The sequence below is a fragment of the Irregularibacter muris genome, from assembly GCF_024622505.1.
Taxonomy (GTDB): Bacteria; Bacillota; Clostridia; order Eubacteriales; family Garciellaceae; genus Irregularibacter; species Irregularibacter muris.
The window spans coordinates 48,569-66,476 of record NZ_JANKAS010000005.1 but is presented as its reverse complement, the minus strand read 5'-3'; the positions used below and the strand labels follow the sequence as shown (position 1 = coordinate 66,476).

Genomic DNA, 17,908 nt, shown 5'->3' with positions numbered 1-17,908 from the left:
AAAGAAAAAAGAGGTTCTTTTTTAGAAAGAAAATTAACAGAAAATTGGATCAATTGAATGGCGAGAGGGTTTTTATTCCAAATGTTTAAAGAACAATTTGTGTAAAACAAATAAACATCTCTCAAGTGCAATGAATATCAATGAATGCACTGTAAAATGCATCCATTTATTGAAAAAATAAATATTTGCAAATTGTTTGAAAATAGTGTAATATGATATCTATAATTTTTTTTTAGTCAAGCAATAAGTTTCATATTTCCCAGGGACAATGAATACTATAAAGAAAGTGCTTGCCTAAAAATTATAAACCTATTTAGCCAGCTTTGCTGGTGAACAAAAAAGCAAAGAAAAGAATAGAAGGGGGAAAGAACATGAAAAAGCTAGTAGTATTATTGGTCGTATTGACCATGGTAGCAACATTGTTTGCCGGTTGTGCTGGTGACGGCGGCGGCGAAAAAGGTGCAGATGCTGATGTGGAAAAAGTATTTCGTTTTCCAGAAGCTGATGAGCCACCTGCATTAGATCCAGGTAAAACTACAGACACCATTTCCTTTACAATCGGTCAAGGAATTTTTGAAGGACTTTACAGATATCATAATGGTGAATATGTAGACGGTATGGCTGAAGGTGAACCAGATGTAAGTGAAGATGGATTAACTTGGACATTCCATTTAAGAGATGCAAAATGGAGCGATGGCAAAGCTGTAACAGCCCATGACTTCGAATATGCTTGGAAGAGAGCTTTAAATCCAGAAACTGCTTCTAAATATGCTTTTATCATTGGAGACTATGTTAAAGGCGGAAATGAGTACAATGCTGGTGAAGGTTCTGCAGATGATGTAGGAGTTAAGGCTCTAGATGAAAAAACTCTAGAAGTTACTTTAAAACAACCTACACCCTACTTCAAATCTTTAACAACCTTTGGTACTTATCTACCTGTTAGAGAAGATGTTGTGGAAGAGCATGGCGATGCTTTTGCATCAGACCCAGACAAGATGGTATATAATGGACCTTTCGTACTTGCAAGATGGGATCATGATAGTGAATTAGAATATCATCCAAACCCAGAATACTGGAATAAAGAAAAAGTTAACTTTACAAAGGTAATTACACCTATTGTACGAGATGCATCTACAGCGATCAATATGTATGAAACTGGCGAATTAGATATGGTAGGTCTTAGTGGAGAATTCGCTGAAAAATATATGGAAGAAGGAAAAGCCTTAGAATATCATGATGGAGGTACCTTCTACTTGATGTTCAACGGTGAGAAATACGAACCATTTAAGAATGAAAACATTAGAAAAGCCCTTACTTTAGCAATTGATAGAGATAACTATATCAAAAATGTATGGCAAATTCCTTATGTTTCAGCAACTAACTTTGTAAACCCAGCGCTTATGGGGAATGAAAAATCCTTTAGAGAAGAATATAAAGGCGATTATTTCAAAACTTATGATCCAGAAGCTGCTAAAGAATATTTAGCAAAGGGATTAGAAGAATTAGGATTAGACTCTTTACCAAAATTTGAATTCTTAACAGATGATGGAGAAATGTCCACAAAGTCTACAGAATTCATTCAAGAAAATTGGAGAAAGAATCTAGGAGTTGAAATTGACGCTACTCCAGTTCCATTCCAAGTAAGATTAGACAGATCTGACAAAATGGACTATGATGTAGTATTATCCGGATGGGGTCCAGATTATGATGATCCAATGACTTTCATGGATATGTGGGTAACTGACGGTACTTTCAACGAAGTAAAATTCTCTAACAAAGATTATGATGAAAAGATTAAAGCAGCGAAAGCAAGCGCTGACAATGCTGAGCGTATGAAGTTAATGGCAGAAGCTGAAGAAATCTTAATGGATGGTATGCCAATTGCACCACTATACCATAGAGTTAGAGTATATACTGTAGCTGATGGAGTAACTGGTATTTCAAGAGGAGCCTTCAACCCAGACCCAGATTGGATGTTTGGAGACATTGAAGCACAATAAGAATAATTATACAATAACAACTAAAAAATATTAACTATTTAAGACAAAGGTATGTGAAGAAGCTTCTTCACATACCTTTGTGATTAAATATAGAATTTTCACAAAAAGTTCACAATTACTCTTTGGTAAATCTAGGTTATGGGAGATAAAAATCTAGATAAAGAATTATAAATATGGTATAATTATAAAATCGAGCTCAATGAAACAAGTTGTATTCATAAGGATTATCCGGAAGTTAAGTGTATTGCAAATAGGGTTTCATGAATAATTCGAGGAAATCGCAAGATCCATTTTCTGAAGGACATGATGAACACTTTATCACTCTATTACGTCATACTATTGGTCCAACTATTGTATAGATATCTTTTCCAAACAATCAGAAAAAGATTATTTATGCAATTTCCTTAAATATTTTTATTGGGCATAATACATCTATATTATTAGTATGTCAAACATTTTATTCTTTATACACTTTATTTGCTGGATATCAACATGATCAAGAATGGAGGAAAAAAATATGCTTCGATATATCTTGAAGCGTGTTGGAATTTCACTAATCACAATTTGGGTGCTGGCGACCATCACTTTTTTCTTAATGCATGCAGTGCCAGGGAATCCATTTGCAGATGAAAAGAAAGTTCAACCGCAAATATTAGAAAATATGAAAAAGTACTATGGATTAGACAAACCACTAATTGTTCAATATGGAACATATCTGAAAAACTTAACTAAGGGAGATTTGGGACATTCTCTTAAGTACAAAACCCGTACAGTAAACCAAATTATTGCCCAAGCCTTCCCCTATTCTGCACATCTTGGTATGCAGGCCTTGGTTTATGGGGTTGTACTAGGCTTAACTCTGGGAGTTCTGGCCGCCCTCAATCATAATAAGACGGTGGATTATGTCACCATGATTATTGCAGTAATCGGCGTATCGGTACCTAGTTTTATTATCGGGGCATTACTCCAGTACGCCTTTGGGGTAAAATTACGGTGGTTCCCAGTAGGACAGTGGAAGGGTATTATGTACACCATTATGCCTACCATCGCTCTAGGTACCAGCGTACTCGCTTCCCAAGCAAGAATGATGAGAGCGACTACTTTAGATGTTTTAGGACAGGATTATATCAAAACAGCAAAGGCCAAAGGTTTAAATCGGTTATCTATTGTATTTAAACATGTGATTAGAAACTCTATACTTCCGATTATTACCATATTAGGACCTCAAGTAGCCGTACTTTTAACAGGAACATTTGTTGTGGAAAATATATTTGCTATTCCAGGACTCGGAAGATTCTTTGTACAAAGCATTAACACATTAGATTATCCAGTTATTTTAGGTACCACAATATTCTATGGAACTTTCTTGGTAGTACTAAATCTTTTGGTAGATATCGCCTATGGATTGGTTGATCCAAGAATTAAGATTGCTAGTTAGGGAGGAGGGAAAGAATGAATAGTGCAAATCATGCAGTAGAATTTTCAAAGGATGATTTTCAAGTTGTTGGAAAGAACCTTAAAGATAGTCAACAAATTATAAGACCCAGTATGACTTATTGGCAGGATGCCTGGAGAAGGTTAAAAATGAACAAATTAGCTATGCTTTCCCTAATCATCTTATGTCTTGTTTCTATTATGGTGCTTGTGGGACCTTATATGACAAAATATAATTATTTTGAACAGTATATCGAAAAAACAAATTTTAAACCTATGACAGAGGGTCATTATTTTGGAACAGATAGTTTAGGTAGAGACTTATTCGCTCGAGCTTGGAGAGGGGGAAGAATTTCTCTACTCATTGGAATTGTCGTTGCTTTTGTATCAGTTATTGTAGGAGTTATCTATGGCGGTGTTGCAGGATATTATGGAGGGAAAGTCGACAATATCATGATGAGAATTGTAGATGTCATGCTCACCATACCGGCAATGCTGGTCAATATTTTGCTATTGATTGTTTTGGATCCAGGAGTGACTACCATCATCATTGCCTTTAGTATCACCAGTTGGTTGGGAATGGCTCGTTTGGTAAGAGGGCAAGTATTACAATTAAAAGAACAAGAGTTTATATTGGCAGCCCGTACTTTAGGGGCAAATACTTCAAGAATTATCATGAAACATTTAATTCCTAATACTTTGGGACCTATTATTGTTGATATGACTTTGACTATACCATCGGCTATTTTTGGGGAGGCCTTCCTAAGCTATATCGGTTTAGGGGTTAGACCACCTAATGCTAGCTGGGGGATATTAGCCAATGACGGAGCTAGGGTGATGAGATTTTATCCCTATCAATTGATTATACCAGCGATTCTTATTAGTATTACCATGTTATCATTTAACTTATTTGGAGATGGGCTTAGAGATGCTTTAGACCCACGCCTAAGAAAATAAAGGAGGGAGCCAAGTGGAAAAAAAGGAAAATGTATTAGAAGTAAAAGACTTGCAAGTATCCTTTGATACCTATGCAGGTGAAGTACAAGCAGTTCGTGGCGTATCCTTCCATATTGAAAAAGGTGAAGCGGTTGCCATAGTAGGAGAATCCGGCTGTGGGAAAAGTGTAACTGCCCAATCGATTATGAGACTTATACCTATGCCTCCAGGAAGAATTAAAGGTGGTCAGGTATTGTTTGGTGATAAGGATTTGACAAAGCTTTCAGATAAAGCCATGGAAGGCATTAGAGGTTCTGATATAGGAATGATCTTCCAAGATCCGATGACCTCCTTAAACCCAACCATGTCTGTGGGAAAGCAGATTACTGAAGGATTGATGAAGCATCAGCATATGAATAAAGCTGATGCAGCAAAAAAAGCCATTGAAATGTTGAAGGTTGTAGGTATACCCAATCCAGAAACAAGGGCTCAGCAATTCCCTCATCAGTTTAGTGGAGGAATGAGACAAAGAGCTATGATTGCTATCGCTCTGGCAAGTAATCCCAAATTGCTTATTGCCGACGAACCTACCACTGCCCTTGATGTAACTATTCAAGCCCAGATCTTAGATTTAATGAAGGATCTACAAAAACAATTGGATACTTCGATTATCTTGATCACTCATGATTTAGGGGTTGTGGCCCAGGTAGTTCAAAGGGTTATTGTAATGTATGCAGGGAAAATTGTAGAAAGTGGTCCTGTGGATGAAATATTTAAAAATCCAAGACATCCCTATACTTGGGGATTGATGAAATCAGTGCCTAGATTGGATTTGGAAAATAAGGAAGAGTTAGATCCTATTGAAGGAACACCACCGGACTTGTTTGCGCCTCCAGCAGGGTGCCCCTTTGCATCCCGGTGTGAGTATGCCATGAATATCTGTAAGAAGCATATGCCTGAGGCAGTAGAAGTAGGCAAAGACCATAAGGTGGCTTGTTGGTTAGAACACCCCCTAGCACCAAAAGTTGAAAACCCTGTAAAGAAAGGGGGCAAATAATCATGAATGGAAGAAAAAAGCTTGTTGAAATAAAAAATTTGAAAAAGCACTTTGTCGTTGGGAAAGATGCGGTATTGAAGGCAGTAGACGGCATTAATTTTGATATTTATGAAGGAGAAACTGTGGGACTGGTTGGAGAATCCGGTTGTGGAAAATCCACCGCGGGGAGAACCATTATCCGATTATATGATGCCACAGAAGGGCAAGTTGTTTTTGGCGGAAAAGATATTCATTCTATGAATAAGGAAGAATTAAAAGGTTTCGCTAAGGAAACCCAGATGATCTTCCAAGATCCCTATGCATCTTTAAATCCTCGTATGACTGTAGGAGATATTGTAGGGGAAGGGATAGATATTCACGGACTTTATAAGGGCAAAGAAAGAATGGCTAGAATATATGAATTATTAGAAATTGTTGGCCTAAATAAGGAACATGCCAGTCGTTTCCCCCACGAATTTAGTGGTGGACAAAGACAACGTATCGGGATAGCAAGGGCTCTTGCCATAGAGCCTAAGTTCATCATTTGTGATGAGCCTATTTCCGCTCTGGATGTGTCTATTCAGGCTCAAGTTGTTAACTTATTAATAAAATTACAAAAAGAGATGGGTCTTACCTATTTATTTATTGCCCATGATCTTAGCATGGTAAAGCATATCTCTGATCGAATAGCGGTTATGTATTTGGGACATATTATGGAACTTACTACCAGTGAAGAGTTATACAATAATCCATTACATCCCTATACCCAAGCTTTACTTTCGGCTATACCTATTCCTGATCCTGAGATTGAGAAGAAAAGAGAAAGAGTTATTCTTGAAGGAGATGTACCTAGTCCTATTAATCCTCCTCAAGGTTGTAAATTTGTAGGAAGATGTAAATATGCTATGGACATATGTCACCAGGTAACTCCTGAATATAAAGAAGTGAAACCAGGACATTTTGTAGCCTGTCATTTAATGGATCAATAATAATCACCAGCATTATGCTGGTGATTTCTTATATCTGTAAAAGCTTAGAAGTAGATAGGTTGTGGAGAATGGTCTTTGTGCTGTTCTGAAGATTTCAAGTGGAGGTGATATCATGAAATTGTTGAAAAACAGGGGTATTATAGTCGTGATACTGATGATTGTTGCTATTTTATTTTTTCATACATATCAATGGGCAGAATTTTATAGTACTAGACCATGGGATAAATGGAGTAGAGAACAAAGTATTGGCACTACTTTTTATAATCGACCACCTTTGATTACCTCAGATAAGAACAATCATAGCATAATTCTTTATGATTTAGAAAAGGATATGGATGCTGTTGTTTTGGCTGATGATGGAGAAGTGGATTATACCAAGCAGATAAAGCCACCCTATGAGAAAATAGATAGGGTAAAAAAGAAAATGATATTAGGGAATCAGCTTATTTGGCAAGAGGGAGATGCTTTATACCAGGCCTCCTTTACAAAAGAATCTCTTGAGTTTGGAAGCAGGAAGGTAGTAGAAGAAAAAGGAATTATAGACTTTGAGATCCTCCAAGAGGAGAAACTATTATTGGTAGCCACGGAACATAATCTGAAAATTTTAACTCAAGAGAACACCGAGGAAATATTCAATTTGAAAGTCAAGGATAAAATGAAAAAAATAGCTCTATCCAGTGATGAAAAGGGCAATGTTTATATTGCTTATTCCTTGCAAAAAGACGAGGTAACCGATGATATCTATGTCCTGCAGTTGCAGGTTAAGGATAAACACATAAAAACCGTACAAAATACTAAGGTACATACTGTGGAATATCTTTATAAATATACAATGGGGGATTTAAAGATTACCTCTTTATCTGAGGACTTATACCTGTGGTATACCGAAAATAAATGGGATAGTCGAGGTGCAGAATCCTATGGTGAGTATATTTATTTTCCCGAGATAAATAGTTTAACAGAAAAAAAAGTACAAAAAATAGAATTACCTATTATGTGGGGAAAGGCAAGTCAATATACTACAAAAATCAACCCTGTTGGCCATGACTCCACTGTAGATCTATATTTAGCCAGTGAATGGGCGGATACCCGTAGAGAGAATGGGAATGATGTCTTTGTAGTACATTTTAATAAAGGTGAAATGATAGAATACCAAAGAATAACTTCGACCGACTATACCTCAAATCATCCGAAGGTTTTGTCTGATGATACCAATACATTATTGGTGTGGACAGATATTAGGGCTTCTCGAGAGTATGAGGTAAAGATAGCATCCACCAATCCCCAGGCTATAGAAAAATTCTCAGGCGTTACCCAAGAGGACTGGATAAAAGGATTGGGGATTTCCCTGATGGCACTGGCCTATGGTCTTTTATACCTATTGACCCGGGCTATCTACCAGATTCCCTCCCTCATGCTTGTTGGGGCAGCAGAATTTTTTAATATAGGAAAACTAAGAGAGAAAAAATATTTACTTTTAGGCCTGGGAGGGCTTGTCTATAACATTATTAAGATTTTTACCTTTGATTTTTATTATAGACCCTTAGCCTTAGAAATCATGCCTTCAAGTCTTCAGTTTTCAGGGAGCATGTTGATTATTCCTATAGTGACAAGCATAATATCCTTACTCCCTATTTACTTATTTGATAGAGATGAAAGAAATAAAGGGCAAAAGATAAGCGCTATTGGGTTATATCTTTTCTATATACTCTTTGATACTTTACTGACCAATTTAATCTATACACCCTATCTGGTAGCCTGATGAAGCCAGCACACATTACCCTCCTTATACATAAGATGATAGAAAATCTTATTTAAGGAGGGCTTTATATTGCAAATTACAATGTTACACTGGACCTATGTCATCATAATATTGGTTATATTGGCCATTATGATTATGCGTAAGGATATCGTAATTCCCAGTATAGTAGGAGTATTTATTATGGGAGTAATAGGTACTCAATCTATAGTCGGCGGAATTAGGGGAATGTTTGATGGCTTAATTGTGGCAGGTATTGAGTTAATTGGCGTAATATTTATTATCTCCATAATTGTATCTATGTCAAAAATGTTAGAAGATATAGGAGCAAATGCCTTGATGGTAGCACCAGCTGCCAAAATTATTAAAAATCCTAATATTGCTTTTTGGTTTGCTGGTATTGCCATGTTGCTTATCTCATGGTTCTTCTGGCCTTCGCCAGCTACGGCTCTAGTAGGAGCAGTATTATTACCTGTAGCATTAAAGGTGGGATTACCTGCTATTGGTGTAGCTGTAGCCATTAATCTCTTTGGTCACGGAATAGCCTTATCCAGTGACTACATTATTCAAGGGGCACCTACCATAACAGCATCAGCTGCAGGGGTAGAAGTCACTGACATCATGGTAAAGGGGATCCCTTTAGTGGTGGTTATGGGTGTTGTAACGGTGATAGCAGCCTTTATATTGCTAAAAAGGGATATGAAAAACGGCAAAATAGAAACAAAGCAAGCCCTAGATGAATTCAAAGAAATAGATCCATCAGAAATAAGACCAGTAGCAAAATGGGCGGCATATACTGTACCCTTAGCCTTTGCCCTAGATATTGTTATTATGTTTGCCTTTAACTTAACAGGAGGAGATGCAACAGCTTTGGTAGGGGGAACAGCTAGCGCCATATTAATTATTTTCACCATTTTGGCCCACGGAAAGCAGTCCTTAGATAAAGTATCAACATATGTTATACAAGGTTTTAAATTTGGTATGGAAATCTTTGCCCCTATTATTCCCATTGCTGCCTTTTTCTATATGGGAGAAATTGAACCCATCCAAGCCGTTTTCGGAGAGGGGATATTACCAGCCGGTAGCCAGGGTATCCTTTCGGATATGGGAAATTTATTGGCCAATAGCGTACCTCTAAACACGCCAATGGTAGCCATTACTGAAACGGTGGTAGGGGGTATAACAGGATTAGATGGATCTGGATTCTCTGGGATGTCCTTAGCCGGTTCACTAGCCAAGGTTTTCGGCACTGCGGTTCAGGGGAGTATTGCAGTTCTAGGAGCTTTAGGGCAAATTGCAGCAATTTGGGTAGGAGGAGGAACCATTGTACCCTGGAGTGTCATTCCTGCTGCAGCGATTTGTAGAGTAGATCCTATGGATTTGGCTAGAAGAAACTTCTATCCCGTTATGATTGGGTTAGGAGTCACCACGATTGTAGCCATGTTTTTAATTTAAATCCTGATTAGAGAGAAGATAGATGTTAGATCAATGATAGATATAAGCAGCAGCCATTGTGCAGTTTTACTTCATTGCTTTCTATCATCTATCTCTAAAAATAAAATGCTAAGTATAAGACCTTAAGATTCCTTAGGCAGGGTAGAAGGGGATTTTAAGGTTTCTTTATGCCTTCGTTCTTTGAAAAAACCACAATCCTGATCAGCTGTACATGCAGTAGTTTTTACATGATCCAATGAGCATTTCCCATCCTCCTCGTAAATACAAGTAGCTGTACAATTAATAATGGTCAAAAAAACCACCTCCTATGAAAATAGTTTGTCCAGAATGAGAAAAATAATAACCCTACAAAATCTATAAATATTACCATATTTCAAGGCAATAATAAAAATGTGCAACACTTATGGATGATCTATAGGGAAATAACTCGGATTTTTAATAAAAAATACTAAGGAACTACAATCAAAGGAAGGTGTAATTTTTATTAAGATTTCAACTTATTTCCCTATCGATCATCTACTTACGGTAAAAAGAAAGGAGTTATTCAGTGATTTTTCCACATTATGAAAAAACAAAGATGGTATACCATCTCGTAAATATTAATTATTTACAAGAGATATTGGATACTGGAATATCTATGGAAGGAAGAAGTAATTCCTCAGGGAATAAATATTTTTATTTTAATGAGTTTTTGGATCAATATAAACCCAATAATATTCCCCCATGGGTTATAAGGAAAAAAGCTATATTTGCTTCCCTGAATTTTAAAAAAGATACTCATTGGCATTCCCATTCTGCTTTATTGGCCATGAAAATTCAGGAGGATAAATGCTGGATTGCCAATGAAAATTTAGCTAATGAAATTTATGATCCTTTTATTTTACAGGATATCCAACAATTCAACCAGGCTAAAAAATACATGGAGAAGTTTGGGGATCGGCGAGCTTGGGAATATTGGGAAAATTCCCTATCCTTTAAGGAAAATCTGACCATAAAAAGGGATTTGAGGGAGAACTATGATGAGGAAGTCATGATCTTTCATGATATTGCTCCCCGAGATATACAATGTCTGATGATAGTCACTGATCACTGTGAGTTTACACCTTCAAAATGGCAACAGCACTACAAAAAAATTAGCCAATAGAAAAGGACTGACTTCCTATACAACAAGAAACTATGTAATCAGTGATGGACTTGTAGTATAATAGGGCATGAACAGCATGAAAGGATGATGATCTTGGAAATCGGGAAATTACCTACACATTTATTAGAACAAAATATACTTTCCAAAATACAGCCTCAAAGAAAAGAAATATTAGTGGGAGCAGGTGTTGGGGAAGATTGTAGTGTTATTGATTTTGGAGAAGAAATATGTGTTCTGTCCACTGATCCCATCACGGGAGCAATAGATTCTATAGGAAAGCTCGCCATACATATTTCCTGTAACGATGTAGCCTCCAATGGGGTGGAACCTCTGGGGATTTTATTAACCATTTTAGCGCCGGAGAACTCGAATATAGAGGATATTTCCCAGGTCTTAAATGATGCAAAAAAAATAGCCCGGGCTTTAAATGTAGAAATCATTGGTGGACATACAGAAGTGACCACTGCCGTAAACCGTATGGTGGTTTCTACTACCTGTATAGGAAAGGGGAAAAAACGCCATATGATCACCAGCAACGGTGCAAAATACGGTGATGATGTTATTATGACCAAATGGGCAGGGCTAGAGGGCACAGCTATTTTAGCCCGAGATAAGAAAAGAGAATTAGAAGATGTTATTGATGAGGAAAAATTACAAGAAGCCATGAATTTTATGGAGGACATAAGCGCAGTACAAGAGGGAATATTGGCAGGAAAAGTAGGTGTCACGGCTATGCACGATGTTACAGAGGGAGGAATATTAGGAGCTCTTTGGGAACTAGCCGAGGCCTCTCAAGTAGGGGTGGAAATTCAAGAAGAACAAATCCCCCTTAAAAAAGTTACCCGGGAAATATGTCAGCACTTTCGTATTGATCCCCTAGGACTGATATCCAGTGGGGTTATGGTGATGACCACCAATCATACTGAGAAACTATTGGCAAAATTCAAGGAAAAAGGATTGCAGGCTACAGTGATAGGGAAGGTGATAGAAGGGAAATCGGTAATAGTCAGGAATGGCAAAAAAATACCTCTCCAACCTCCTAAAAGTGATGAGCTTTTCAAAGTGATATAGTATGACCTCTACCGCACCTTTTCTTGCAAGGCATATTTTGATTGAAACCTGAAATAGGTATGGTAAAATAAAACAGACACTTAAAATACCTTATTCATTCATACTCATTACTTCTCTTTAATATAAATGTTAAAAGGAAGAATATTGCATGCTGCTTTGTTTCTAACTATGCAATTTCACCTAGCATGATATAAGGAGGGAAGTTAATGAAGAAGGGGGTTTATTTTTTATTATTACTATTGGTGTTTTCTCTCTTGCTTGCAGGCTGTCGTAACCCTGTTGACATATTTAAAAGCTATGTCTTTGGAGAACCAGAGCAAGAAGAGAACCCCTTGGATGAAGACCTGTCCATAGAGGACGTGGAAAACTTGGAAGTACCGGATGAAAATAGTCGCCAAACAACACTTTATTATACCGATAGCACGGGATATGTGGTACCCGTTGTCAGGCAGATACCTAGAGTGGAAGGAATTGCTGTAGCAGCTTTAAATGCATTGGTGGATAGTCCAGAAAATAGAAGTGATTTAAAAGCTCTAGGACTACAACCCGTGTTGCCTGCCAATACAGAAATTGAACTCGCCATTAAAGAAGGTGGTTTAGCAAATGTAAACCTCACTGGCGAAGTATTGAAGGTGGAAAGTAAGGACCAGGAAGAAAAAATGGTTATGGCTGTTGTATATACTTTAACTGAATTTGAAACAATAGATAATGTACAAATTATGGTAGATAATAAGATATTAGAAACACTAACCTATGGCACAGATGTAAGCCAGCCCATTGGGCGAGGAAATATCAATGCACTTAATAATGATATAGAAGGTGAACATGCAAAGATGACCCTATATCTATATAATAATCCCACAGGGCAATATACATATTTTGTCCCAGTGACGAAAAAAGTTGCGGCCAACGCAAGGAATATTGAGTCTGCTGTAAAAGAATTAATATCTTCTAAAGGCGAAATTGCAGAACTTCAATTGAATATTCCTGAGGGGACTACAGTTTATGGGGTGAACATTGAATCAGGAGTAGCCTACGTGAATTTTTCTGAGCATTTATCCAAAATGGAGGATGTGGAGGAAATGAAAAATATAGCAAAGGCCGTTGGACTTACTCTAAAGGAATTTGAAGGGGTAACAGGAGTAAGACTTATGGTAGAAGGGAAAGCAATCAGTCAATTGGGTAGTGATCCAATAACAATTCCAACTTTTGCAAATACTTATTAAGAAAAAGATAATGGGTAGAAGGTAGAGGGGAGAAGGCAGAAAGAAATGTAAATCCTCTATCATCTACCTGTATTATTCATAAAGGAGTGGACAAGATGGTAAGAAGTGATGGAAGAAAAAATGATGAACTAAGGGAAATAAGGATTACTAGAAACTATTTGAAGCACCCTACGGGCTCTGTTCTTATAGAGGCAGGGGATACTAAGGTAATATGTGCGGCTATGGTGGAAGAAAAGGTACCACCTTTTTTAAAGGGAGCTGGGCAGGGATGGATAACAGCAGAATATAGTATGTTGCCAAGCTCTACCCATCATAGAAAAATAAGAGAATCCAGTAGGGGAAAGGTAGAAGGGCGTACTCAAGAAATTCAACGTTTAATCGGTAGAGCATTGCGTTCGGCGGTAAACTTAAAAGAGCTAGGAGAACGGACGATATGGATTGATTGTGATGTTATTCAAGCTGATGGTGGTACTAGGACAGCCTCTATTACTGGTGGATTTGTTGCCATGGTAGATGCATTAAATAAACTGATACAGGAGAAAAAATTAGAAAAGTTACCTATAAATAATTTTGTGGCTGCAGTTAGTGTAGGTGTGGTGGAGGAAGAGGCGAGGCTAGATCTTTGCTACCTGGAAGACTCCAGTGCCAAGATAGATATGAATATCATTATGACGGATAAAAATGAGTTTATCGAAATTCAGGGGACCGGAGAAGAAGCACCCTTTAGCAAAGATGAATTATCAAAATTATTAGAATTAGGAGAAAAGGGTGTAATGGAACTCATTCAAAAACAAAAGAGTGCTTTAGGTGAAATTTTTCATGAGGAAAAACATATGGAATAAAATTCCTTATACATTTTCCTTGAAAAATGATTAGAACAAAAATTTTAGGATAAATAACATATGATATCAGGAGGAGCCTATGAGTGAATTAAATATAATAATAGCTTCAGGCAATGCCCATAAGGTAGAAGAGGTAAAATCTATTTTATCTCCCTTGGGTTTTAGAGTCACATCTATGCAGGAAGAAGGAATAGGCATAGATGTAGAAGAGAAGGGGCAAACCTTTGAAGAAAATGCCCTAATCAAGGCCCACGCTCTTAGTAAATATACAGATAAAATTGTGTTAGCTGATGATTCAGGTCTAATGGTAGACGCATTAGAGGGGGCACCGGGAGTATATTCCGCCAGATATGCAGGAGAGCATGGTAATGACAGAAAAAACAATGAAAAGCTACTGACAGAATTAGAGGGAATTCCACTAAAAGATAGAAGTGCAAGATTTTATTGTGCCATAGCGGTTGTTTATCCTGAGGGAGGGGAAATTGTGGTGACAGGTAAATGTGAAGGTGTTATCGCATATACACCCCAGGGAGAAAATGGTTTTGGGTATGATCCTTTATTTTATGTTCCCGAATTCAACAAGACTTTTGGTCAGCTAGAGGATGAAGAAAAAAATAAAATTAGTCATCGAGCTATAGCACTTAAAAACCTAAAAAAAATTTTGGAAAAGAGAAAAGAAAGGGAGGGTGCAAGTTGAAGATAGGGGTAATTAGTGACAGCCATGGAAATCTCACCCTAGCTCAACAGGCTATAGAAAAAATGGGGGAAGTGGATCTATATATTCATCTAGGGGACTATATAAAGGATGCACAGGAGTTATTTGGGAGATTGAATAAAACCTATATTGCTGTAAAAGGCAATTGTGATCTTACAGATGATGAAGAAGAAATGGTCATTGAGCTCAACGGGAAAAAGTTTTTTATTAGCCATGGTCACAAATACCATATAAAATATGGATATAATAATATCTATTATAAGGCCTTAGAATGGGATGCCGATGTAGTGCTCTTTGGCCATACCCATATGCCTGTAAGTATTTGGTATCAGGGGATATTATTTCTAAACCCTGGGAGTACCACATATCCAAGGGGAGTGTCTAATGCTACCTATGGTATTATTGAAATCGAAGAGGGGGAAATCTACCCTCAAATCTATGAACTATAATCTGTCTAAAATGCACGTGAAGGATCTTGGATTTTATATGAACAATAAATTTATGATGATGAAAAATTACAGTTTACAAATCAATGGATATAGTATATAATAAAATATCGTTAGGGGTAACCATAGAAAGTTATCCCCATAACAAATAAAGAAATATTAAAAAAAGCTATTGACAACTTTATAGATATGGGTTATACTAAATCTTGTCGCTAAGACGGCATGAAATCGAGGTGTAGCGCAGTTTGGTAGCGCACATGGTTTGGGACCATGGGGCCGGGGGTTCGAATCCCTCCACCTCGACCATTTAATCCAAAATATCTTACCCAGATATGCATTAACAATATGCGCGGGTGTAGCTCAGTGGTAGAGCCCTGGCCTTCCAAGCCAGTTGCGAGGGTTCGATCCCCTTCACCCGCTCCATTAATTTGTGCCTGTAGCTCAGCTGGATAGAGCAACGGCCTTCTAAGCCGTAGGTCCGGGGTTCGAATCCCTGCAGGCACGCCATTACAATTTTATCATGGTGGGTATAGCTCAGTCGGTTAGAGCGCCAGATTGTGGCTCTGGAGGCCGTGGGTTCGAATCCCATTACTCACCCCATTTATACTTGTCGCTGGGGTATAGCCAAGTCGGTAAGGCACCAGACTTTGACTCTGGCATTCGTAGGTTCGAGTCCTGCTACCCCAGCCATTTTATTTAAAATTATTCTATGATTTGACGCATTTGCCCAGTTGGTATGGGCAGAAAGCCAAAATCATATTAAATCGTAACAATGACACTTAATATCTACCTGACCCATTAGCTCAGTCGGTAGAGCACCTGACTTTTAATCAGGGTGTCCGGCGTTCGAGTCGCCGATGGGTCACCATCTTTATTTATTTTATCTGCGGGAGTGGCGGAATTGGCAGACGCGCTAGACTTAGGATCTAGTGTCAAATGACGTGCAGGTTCAAGTCCTGTTTCCCGCACCATTTTAATCAACATGCGGAAGTGGCTCAGTGGTAGAGTATCGCCTTGCCAAGGCGAGGGTCGCGGGTTCAAATCCCGTCTTCCGCTCCATAATGCGCGGGTGTAGCTCAGTGGTAGAGCCCTGGCCTTCCAAGCCAGTTGCGAGGGTTCGATCCCCTTCACCCGCTCCATTTTTATAAAAAGCATATAATATGCGCCCATAGCTCAGCTGGATAGAGTTACAGACTTCGAATCTGGAGGTCGTAGGTTCGAATCCTACTGGGCGCGCCATAAACGTTGGGGTATAGCCAAGTCGGTAAGGCACCAGACTTTGACTCTGGCATTCGTAGGTTCGAGTCCTGCTACCCCAGCCATTTTTTTATGTAAAACCAGATGAGCGGTAAAAACTTCATTATTATCATTAGAGAAGGGCACAATAGAATTGTGGTCTTTTTTGCATACTATAAAGGATTTTACAATATATATCCCTTACATACTTGATTGTTGGATAAATAAAAGATTTGTGTTATAATGTAGTAGCTAAAAATATATAATTTTGTAAATTTTTACAGAAGGATAAGATATAGGGAGGAAAGCATAAATGAGTTCAAAAATGGAAAAGATAGAAAACAATGTAGCTACCCTTGAGATTTTGGTATCTCCTGAAGATTTTGGGAAAGCTATGCAAAAGGCTTATAAGAAAAACGTAAAGAGATTTAATATCCCAGGTTTTAGAAAAGGGAAAGCCCCTATGAAAATTATTGAAGTGCAATATGGAGAAGGTGTTTTTTATGAAGATGCCTTTGATTTTGTTTTTCCAGAAGCCTATAAAAAAGCAATAGAGGAAAATAATTTAGAGCCTGTAGCAAGACCAGATATAGACATCGAAGCCATGAGTAGAAAAGAAGGAGTTGTCATTAAAACTACTGTAGCTCTAATGCCCGAAGTTGAATTAGGAGAATACAAAGGAATAGAAGTAGAGAAAAAAGAGTATAATGTTACAGATGAAGATGTTGAGAAAGAATTAGAAGCTATGCAAGAAAAAAATGCTCGATTAGTAGCTATAGAAGATAGACCAGTAAAAGAAGGAGATACAGTCATCATAGACTTTAAAGGATTTGTGGATGGTGAGGCCTTTGAAGGTGGAGAGGGCAATAACTATTCTCTAGAGATTGGATCTGGTCAATTTATTCCAGGGTTTGAAGAACAATTAGTAGGGGTAAATGTAGGGGAGGAAACTAAGGTAGAAGTAAACTTCCCAGAAAGCTATCATTCAGAAGAATTAGCCGGAAAACCAGCAGTTTTTGAAGTCAAGTTAAATGAAGTAAAAGAAAAAGAATACCCTGCTTTAGATGATGAGTTTGCAAAGGATGTTAGTGAATTTGATACTTTAGATGAATTAAAGAATGATATTCAGAAAAACATCCAAGAAAGAGAAGAACATAGGATTAAACATGAAATTGAAGATGAAGTTATCGCCAAGGTAATTGAAAATGCTTCTATGGAAATTCCCGAAGCTATGGTGGAAATGGAAGTAGAAAGAATGTTAGAAGATTTCGATTACCAACTAAGGATGCAGGGTATTAATCTAGATGACTACTTCAAATACACCAATGTAGATGAAAGTCAATTTAAAGACAATCTAAAAGGCGATGCAGAAAAGAAACTTAAAACAGATCTTACCTTGGAAAAAATTATTGAAGTAGAAAATATTGAAGCTACAGAGGAAGAATTAGAGGAAGAAATGGAAACCTTGGCAAAACAATATGGTCAGGAAGTAGAGAAATTAAAGAAAGATTTTAAAGATACTCAAATTAATTATGTGAAAGATACTATAAAAAGAAGAAAGTCTATTGCCTTTTTAATGGAAAATAGTAAAACCGTATAATTAATGGGTATTTAAGGAG

The 17,908-nt window shown here is 37.5% G+C and carries 15 protein-coding genes and 11 tRNA genes; 25 read left to right on the top strand and 1 reads right to left on the bottom strand.

All coding sequences use genetic code 11. The features are described from left to right. Positions 1-371: 371 nt before the first annotated feature. The 7 genes from NSA47_RS07270 to NSA47_RS07240 all read left to right on the top strand — a co-directional run bounded on the left by NSA47_RS07270 (position 372) and on the right by NSA47_RS07240 (position 9,609). Entirely contained in the window at positions 372-2,000 is a 1,629-nt protein-coding gene (locus tag NSA47_RS07270) for a peptide ABC transporter substrate-binding protein (RefSeq protein ID WP_257530466.1), read from the top strand. Between the two features lie 517 nt (positions 2,001-2,517). Continuing rightward, positions 2,518-3,438 carry an ABC transporter permease gene (locus NSA47_RS07265; RefSeq protein ID WP_257530465.1) on the top strand — a complete coding sequence of 307 codons (921 nt, stop codon included), beginning with the start codon at positions 2,518-2,520 and terminating at the stop codon, positions 3,436-3,438. 14 nt (positions 3,439-3,452) lie between these two features. Further along, positions 3,453-4,391, top strand: a complete 939-nt coding sequence (locus NSA47_RS07260; protein WP_257530463.1) for an ABC transporter permease — start codon at positions 3,453-3,455, stop codon at positions 4,389-4,391. 13 nt (positions 4,392-4,404) lie between these two features. After that, a complete protein-coding gene (locus NSA47_RS07255) occupies positions 4,405-5,427 on the top strand; it encodes an ABC transporter ATP-binding protein (RefSeq protein ID WP_257530461.1) in 1,023 nt (340 codons plus the stop codon). A gap of 2 nt (positions 5,428-5,429) precedes the next feature. Beyond that, the gene (locus tag NSA47_RS07250; RefSeq protein WP_257530460.1) at positions 5,430-6,395 is read left to right on the top strand and encodes an ABC transporter ATP-binding protein; all 966 of its coding nucleotides are present in this window, start codon (positions 5,430-5,432) and stop codon (positions 6,393-6,395) included. Between the two features lie 112 nt (positions 6,396-6,507). Beyond that, entirely contained in the window at positions 6,508-8,157 is a 1,650-nt protein-coding gene (locus tag NSA47_RS07245) for a hypothetical protein (protein WP_257530458.1), read from the top strand. A 69-nt stretch (positions 8,158-8,226) separates the two neighbouring features. Beyond that, positions 8,227-9,609: a hypothetical protein gene (locus NSA47_RS07240; RefSeq protein ID WP_257530456.1), complete on the top strand. Its 1,383-nt coding sequence runs from the start codon at positions 8,227-8,229 to the stop codon at positions 9,607-9,609. A 122-nt stretch (positions 9,610-9,731) separates the two neighbouring features. On the opposite strand, the gene NSA47_RS07235 is transcribed toward NSA47_RS07240, so the two are convergent. Then, entirely contained in the window at positions 9,732-9,902 is a 171-nt protein-coding gene (locus NSA47_RS07235; protein WP_257530454.1) for a hypothetical protein, read from the bottom strand. A gap of 254 nt (positions 9,903-10,156) precedes the next feature. Here NSA47_RS07235 and NSA47_RS07230 point away from each other — a divergent pair, with 254 nt between their 5' ends. The 18 genes from NSA47_RS07230 (at position 10,157) to tig (ending at position 17,889) form a co-directional block, all read left to right on the top strand. Continuing rightward, positions 10,157-10,753: a hypothetical protein gene (locus NSA47_RS07230; protein WP_257530452.1), complete on the top strand. Its 597-nt coding sequence runs from the start codon at positions 10,157-10,159 to the stop codon at positions 10,751-10,753. Positions 10,754-10,840: 87 nt separating this feature from the next. Next, positions 10,841-11,824 carry an AIR synthase family protein gene (locus NSA47_RS07225; RefSeq protein ID WP_257530450.1) on the top strand — a complete coding sequence of 328 codons (984 nt, stop codon included), beginning with the start codon at positions 10,841-10,843 and terminating at the stop codon, positions 11,822-11,824. Positions 11,825-12,030: 206 nt separating this feature from the next. Continuing rightward, positions 12,031-13,050 carry a GerMN domain-containing protein gene (locus tag NSA47_RS07220; protein WP_257530448.1) on the top strand — a complete coding sequence of 340 codons (1,020 nt, stop codon included), beginning with the start codon at positions 12,031-12,033 and terminating at the stop codon, positions 13,048-13,050. 95 nt (positions 13,051-13,145) lie between these two features. Continuing rightward, the gene (rph, locus tag NSA47_RS07215) at positions 13,146-13,892 is read left to right on the top strand and encodes a ribonuclease PH (RefSeq protein ID WP_257530446.1); all 747 of its coding nucleotides are present in this window, start codon (positions 13,146-13,148) and stop codon (positions 13,890-13,892) included. A gap of 79 nt (positions 13,893-13,971) precedes the next feature. Next, positions 13,972-14,589: an XTP/dITP diphosphatase gene (locus NSA47_RS07210; protein WP_257530444.1), complete on the top strand. Its 618-nt coding sequence runs from the start codon at positions 13,972-13,974 to the stop codon at positions 14,587-14,589. Further along, positions 14,586-15,056 (top strand): metallophosphoesterase, encoded by a 471-nt coding sequence (locus NSA47_RS07205; protein WP_257530442.1) that lies wholly within the window; start codon positions 14,586-14,588, stop codon positions 15,054-15,056. The genes NSA47_RS07210 and NSA47_RS07205 overlap by 4 nt, the downstream gene beginning before the upstream one ends. A 226-nt stretch (positions 15,057-15,282) precedes the next feature. Beyond that, positions 15,283-15,359: transfer RNA gene (locus NSA47_RS07200), tRNA-Pro, on the top strand. A gap of 43 nt (positions 15,360-15,402) precedes the next feature. After that, positions 15,403-15,476 (top strand) — tRNA-Gly (locus NSA47_RS07195). A 7-nt stretch (positions 15,477-15,483) separates the two neighbouring features. Further along, positions 15,484-15,560, top strand: a tRNA-Arg gene (locus NSA47_RS07190). Positions 15,561-15,576: 16 nt separating this feature from the next. Next, positions 15,577-15,653 (top strand) — tRNA-His (locus tag NSA47_RS07185). A 14-nt stretch (positions 15,654-15,667) separates the two neighbouring features. Then, positions 15,668-15,743, top strand: a tRNA-Gln gene (locus NSA47_RS07180). Positions 15,744-15,845: 102 nt separating this feature from the next. Next, a tRNA-Lys gene (locus NSA47_RS07175) sits at positions 15,846-15,921 on the top strand. Positions 15,922-15,939: 18 nt separating this feature from the next. Then, positions 15,940-16,024: transfer RNA gene (locus NSA47_RS07170), tRNA-Leu, on the top strand. Positions 16,025-16,037: 13 nt separating this feature from the next. Next, a tRNA-Gly gene (locus NSA47_RS07165) sits at positions 16,038-16,112 on the top strand. Positions 16,113-16,118: 6 nt separating this feature from the next. Continuing rightward, positions 16,119-16,192: transfer RNA gene (locus NSA47_RS07160), tRNA-Gly, on the top strand. Positions 16,193-16,215: 23 nt separating this feature from the next. After that, a tRNA-Arg gene (locus NSA47_RS07155) sits at positions 16,216-16,292 on the top strand. A 7-nt stretch (positions 16,293-16,299) separates the two neighbouring features. Beyond that, positions 16,300-16,375, top strand: a tRNA-Gln gene (locus NSA47_RS07150). 227 nt (positions 16,376-16,602) lie between these two features. Further along, positions 16,603-17,889, top strand: coding sequence for a trigger factor (gene tig / locus NSA47_RS07145; protein ID WP_257530440.1), 1,287 nt, complete (start codon positions 16,603-16,605; stop codon positions 17,887-17,889). Positions 17,890-17,908: the final 19 nt, after the last annotated feature.

Bases quoted from the DNA above. Each gene is read 5' to 3' on its own strand.
- NSA47_RS07270 (WP_257530466.1), top strand. From the start codon at position 372: ATGAAAAAGCTAGTAGTATTATTGGTCGTATTGACCATGGTAGCAACA.
- NSA47_RS07265 (WP_257530465.1), top strand. From the start codon at position 2,518: ATGCTTCGATATATCTTGAAGCGTGTTGGAATTTCACTAATCACAATT.
- NSA47_RS07260 (WP_257530463.1), top strand. From the start codon at position 3,453: ATGAATAGTGCAAATCATGCAGTAGAATTTTCAAAGGATGATTTTCAA.
- NSA47_RS07250 (WP_257530460.1), top strand. From the start codon at position 5,430: ATGAATGGAAGAAAAAAGCTTGTTGAAATAAAAAATTTGAAAAAGCAC.
- NSA47_RS07245 (WP_257530458.1), top strand. From the start codon at position 6,508: ATGAAATTGTTGAAAAACAGGGGTATTATAGTCGTGATACTGATGATT.
- NSA47_RS07225 (WP_257530450.1), top strand. From the start codon at position 10,841: ATGATCTTGGAAATCGGGAAATTACCTACACATTTATTAGAACAAAAT.
- NSA47_RS07220 (WP_257530448.1), top strand. From the start codon at position 12,031: ATGAAGAAGGGGGTTTATTTTTTATTATTACTATTGGTGTTTTCTCTC.
- rph (WP_257530446.1), top strand. From the start codon at position 13,146: ATGGTAAGAAGTGATGGAAGAAAAAATGATGAACTAAGGGAAATAAGG.
- NSA47_RS07210 (WP_257530444.1), top strand. From the start codon at position 13,972: ATGAGTGAATTAAATATAATAATAGCTTCAGGCAATGCCCATAAGGTA.
- tig (WP_257530440.1), top strand. From the start codon at position 16,603: ATGAGTTCAAAAATGGAAAAGATAGAAAACAATGTAGCTACCCTTGAG.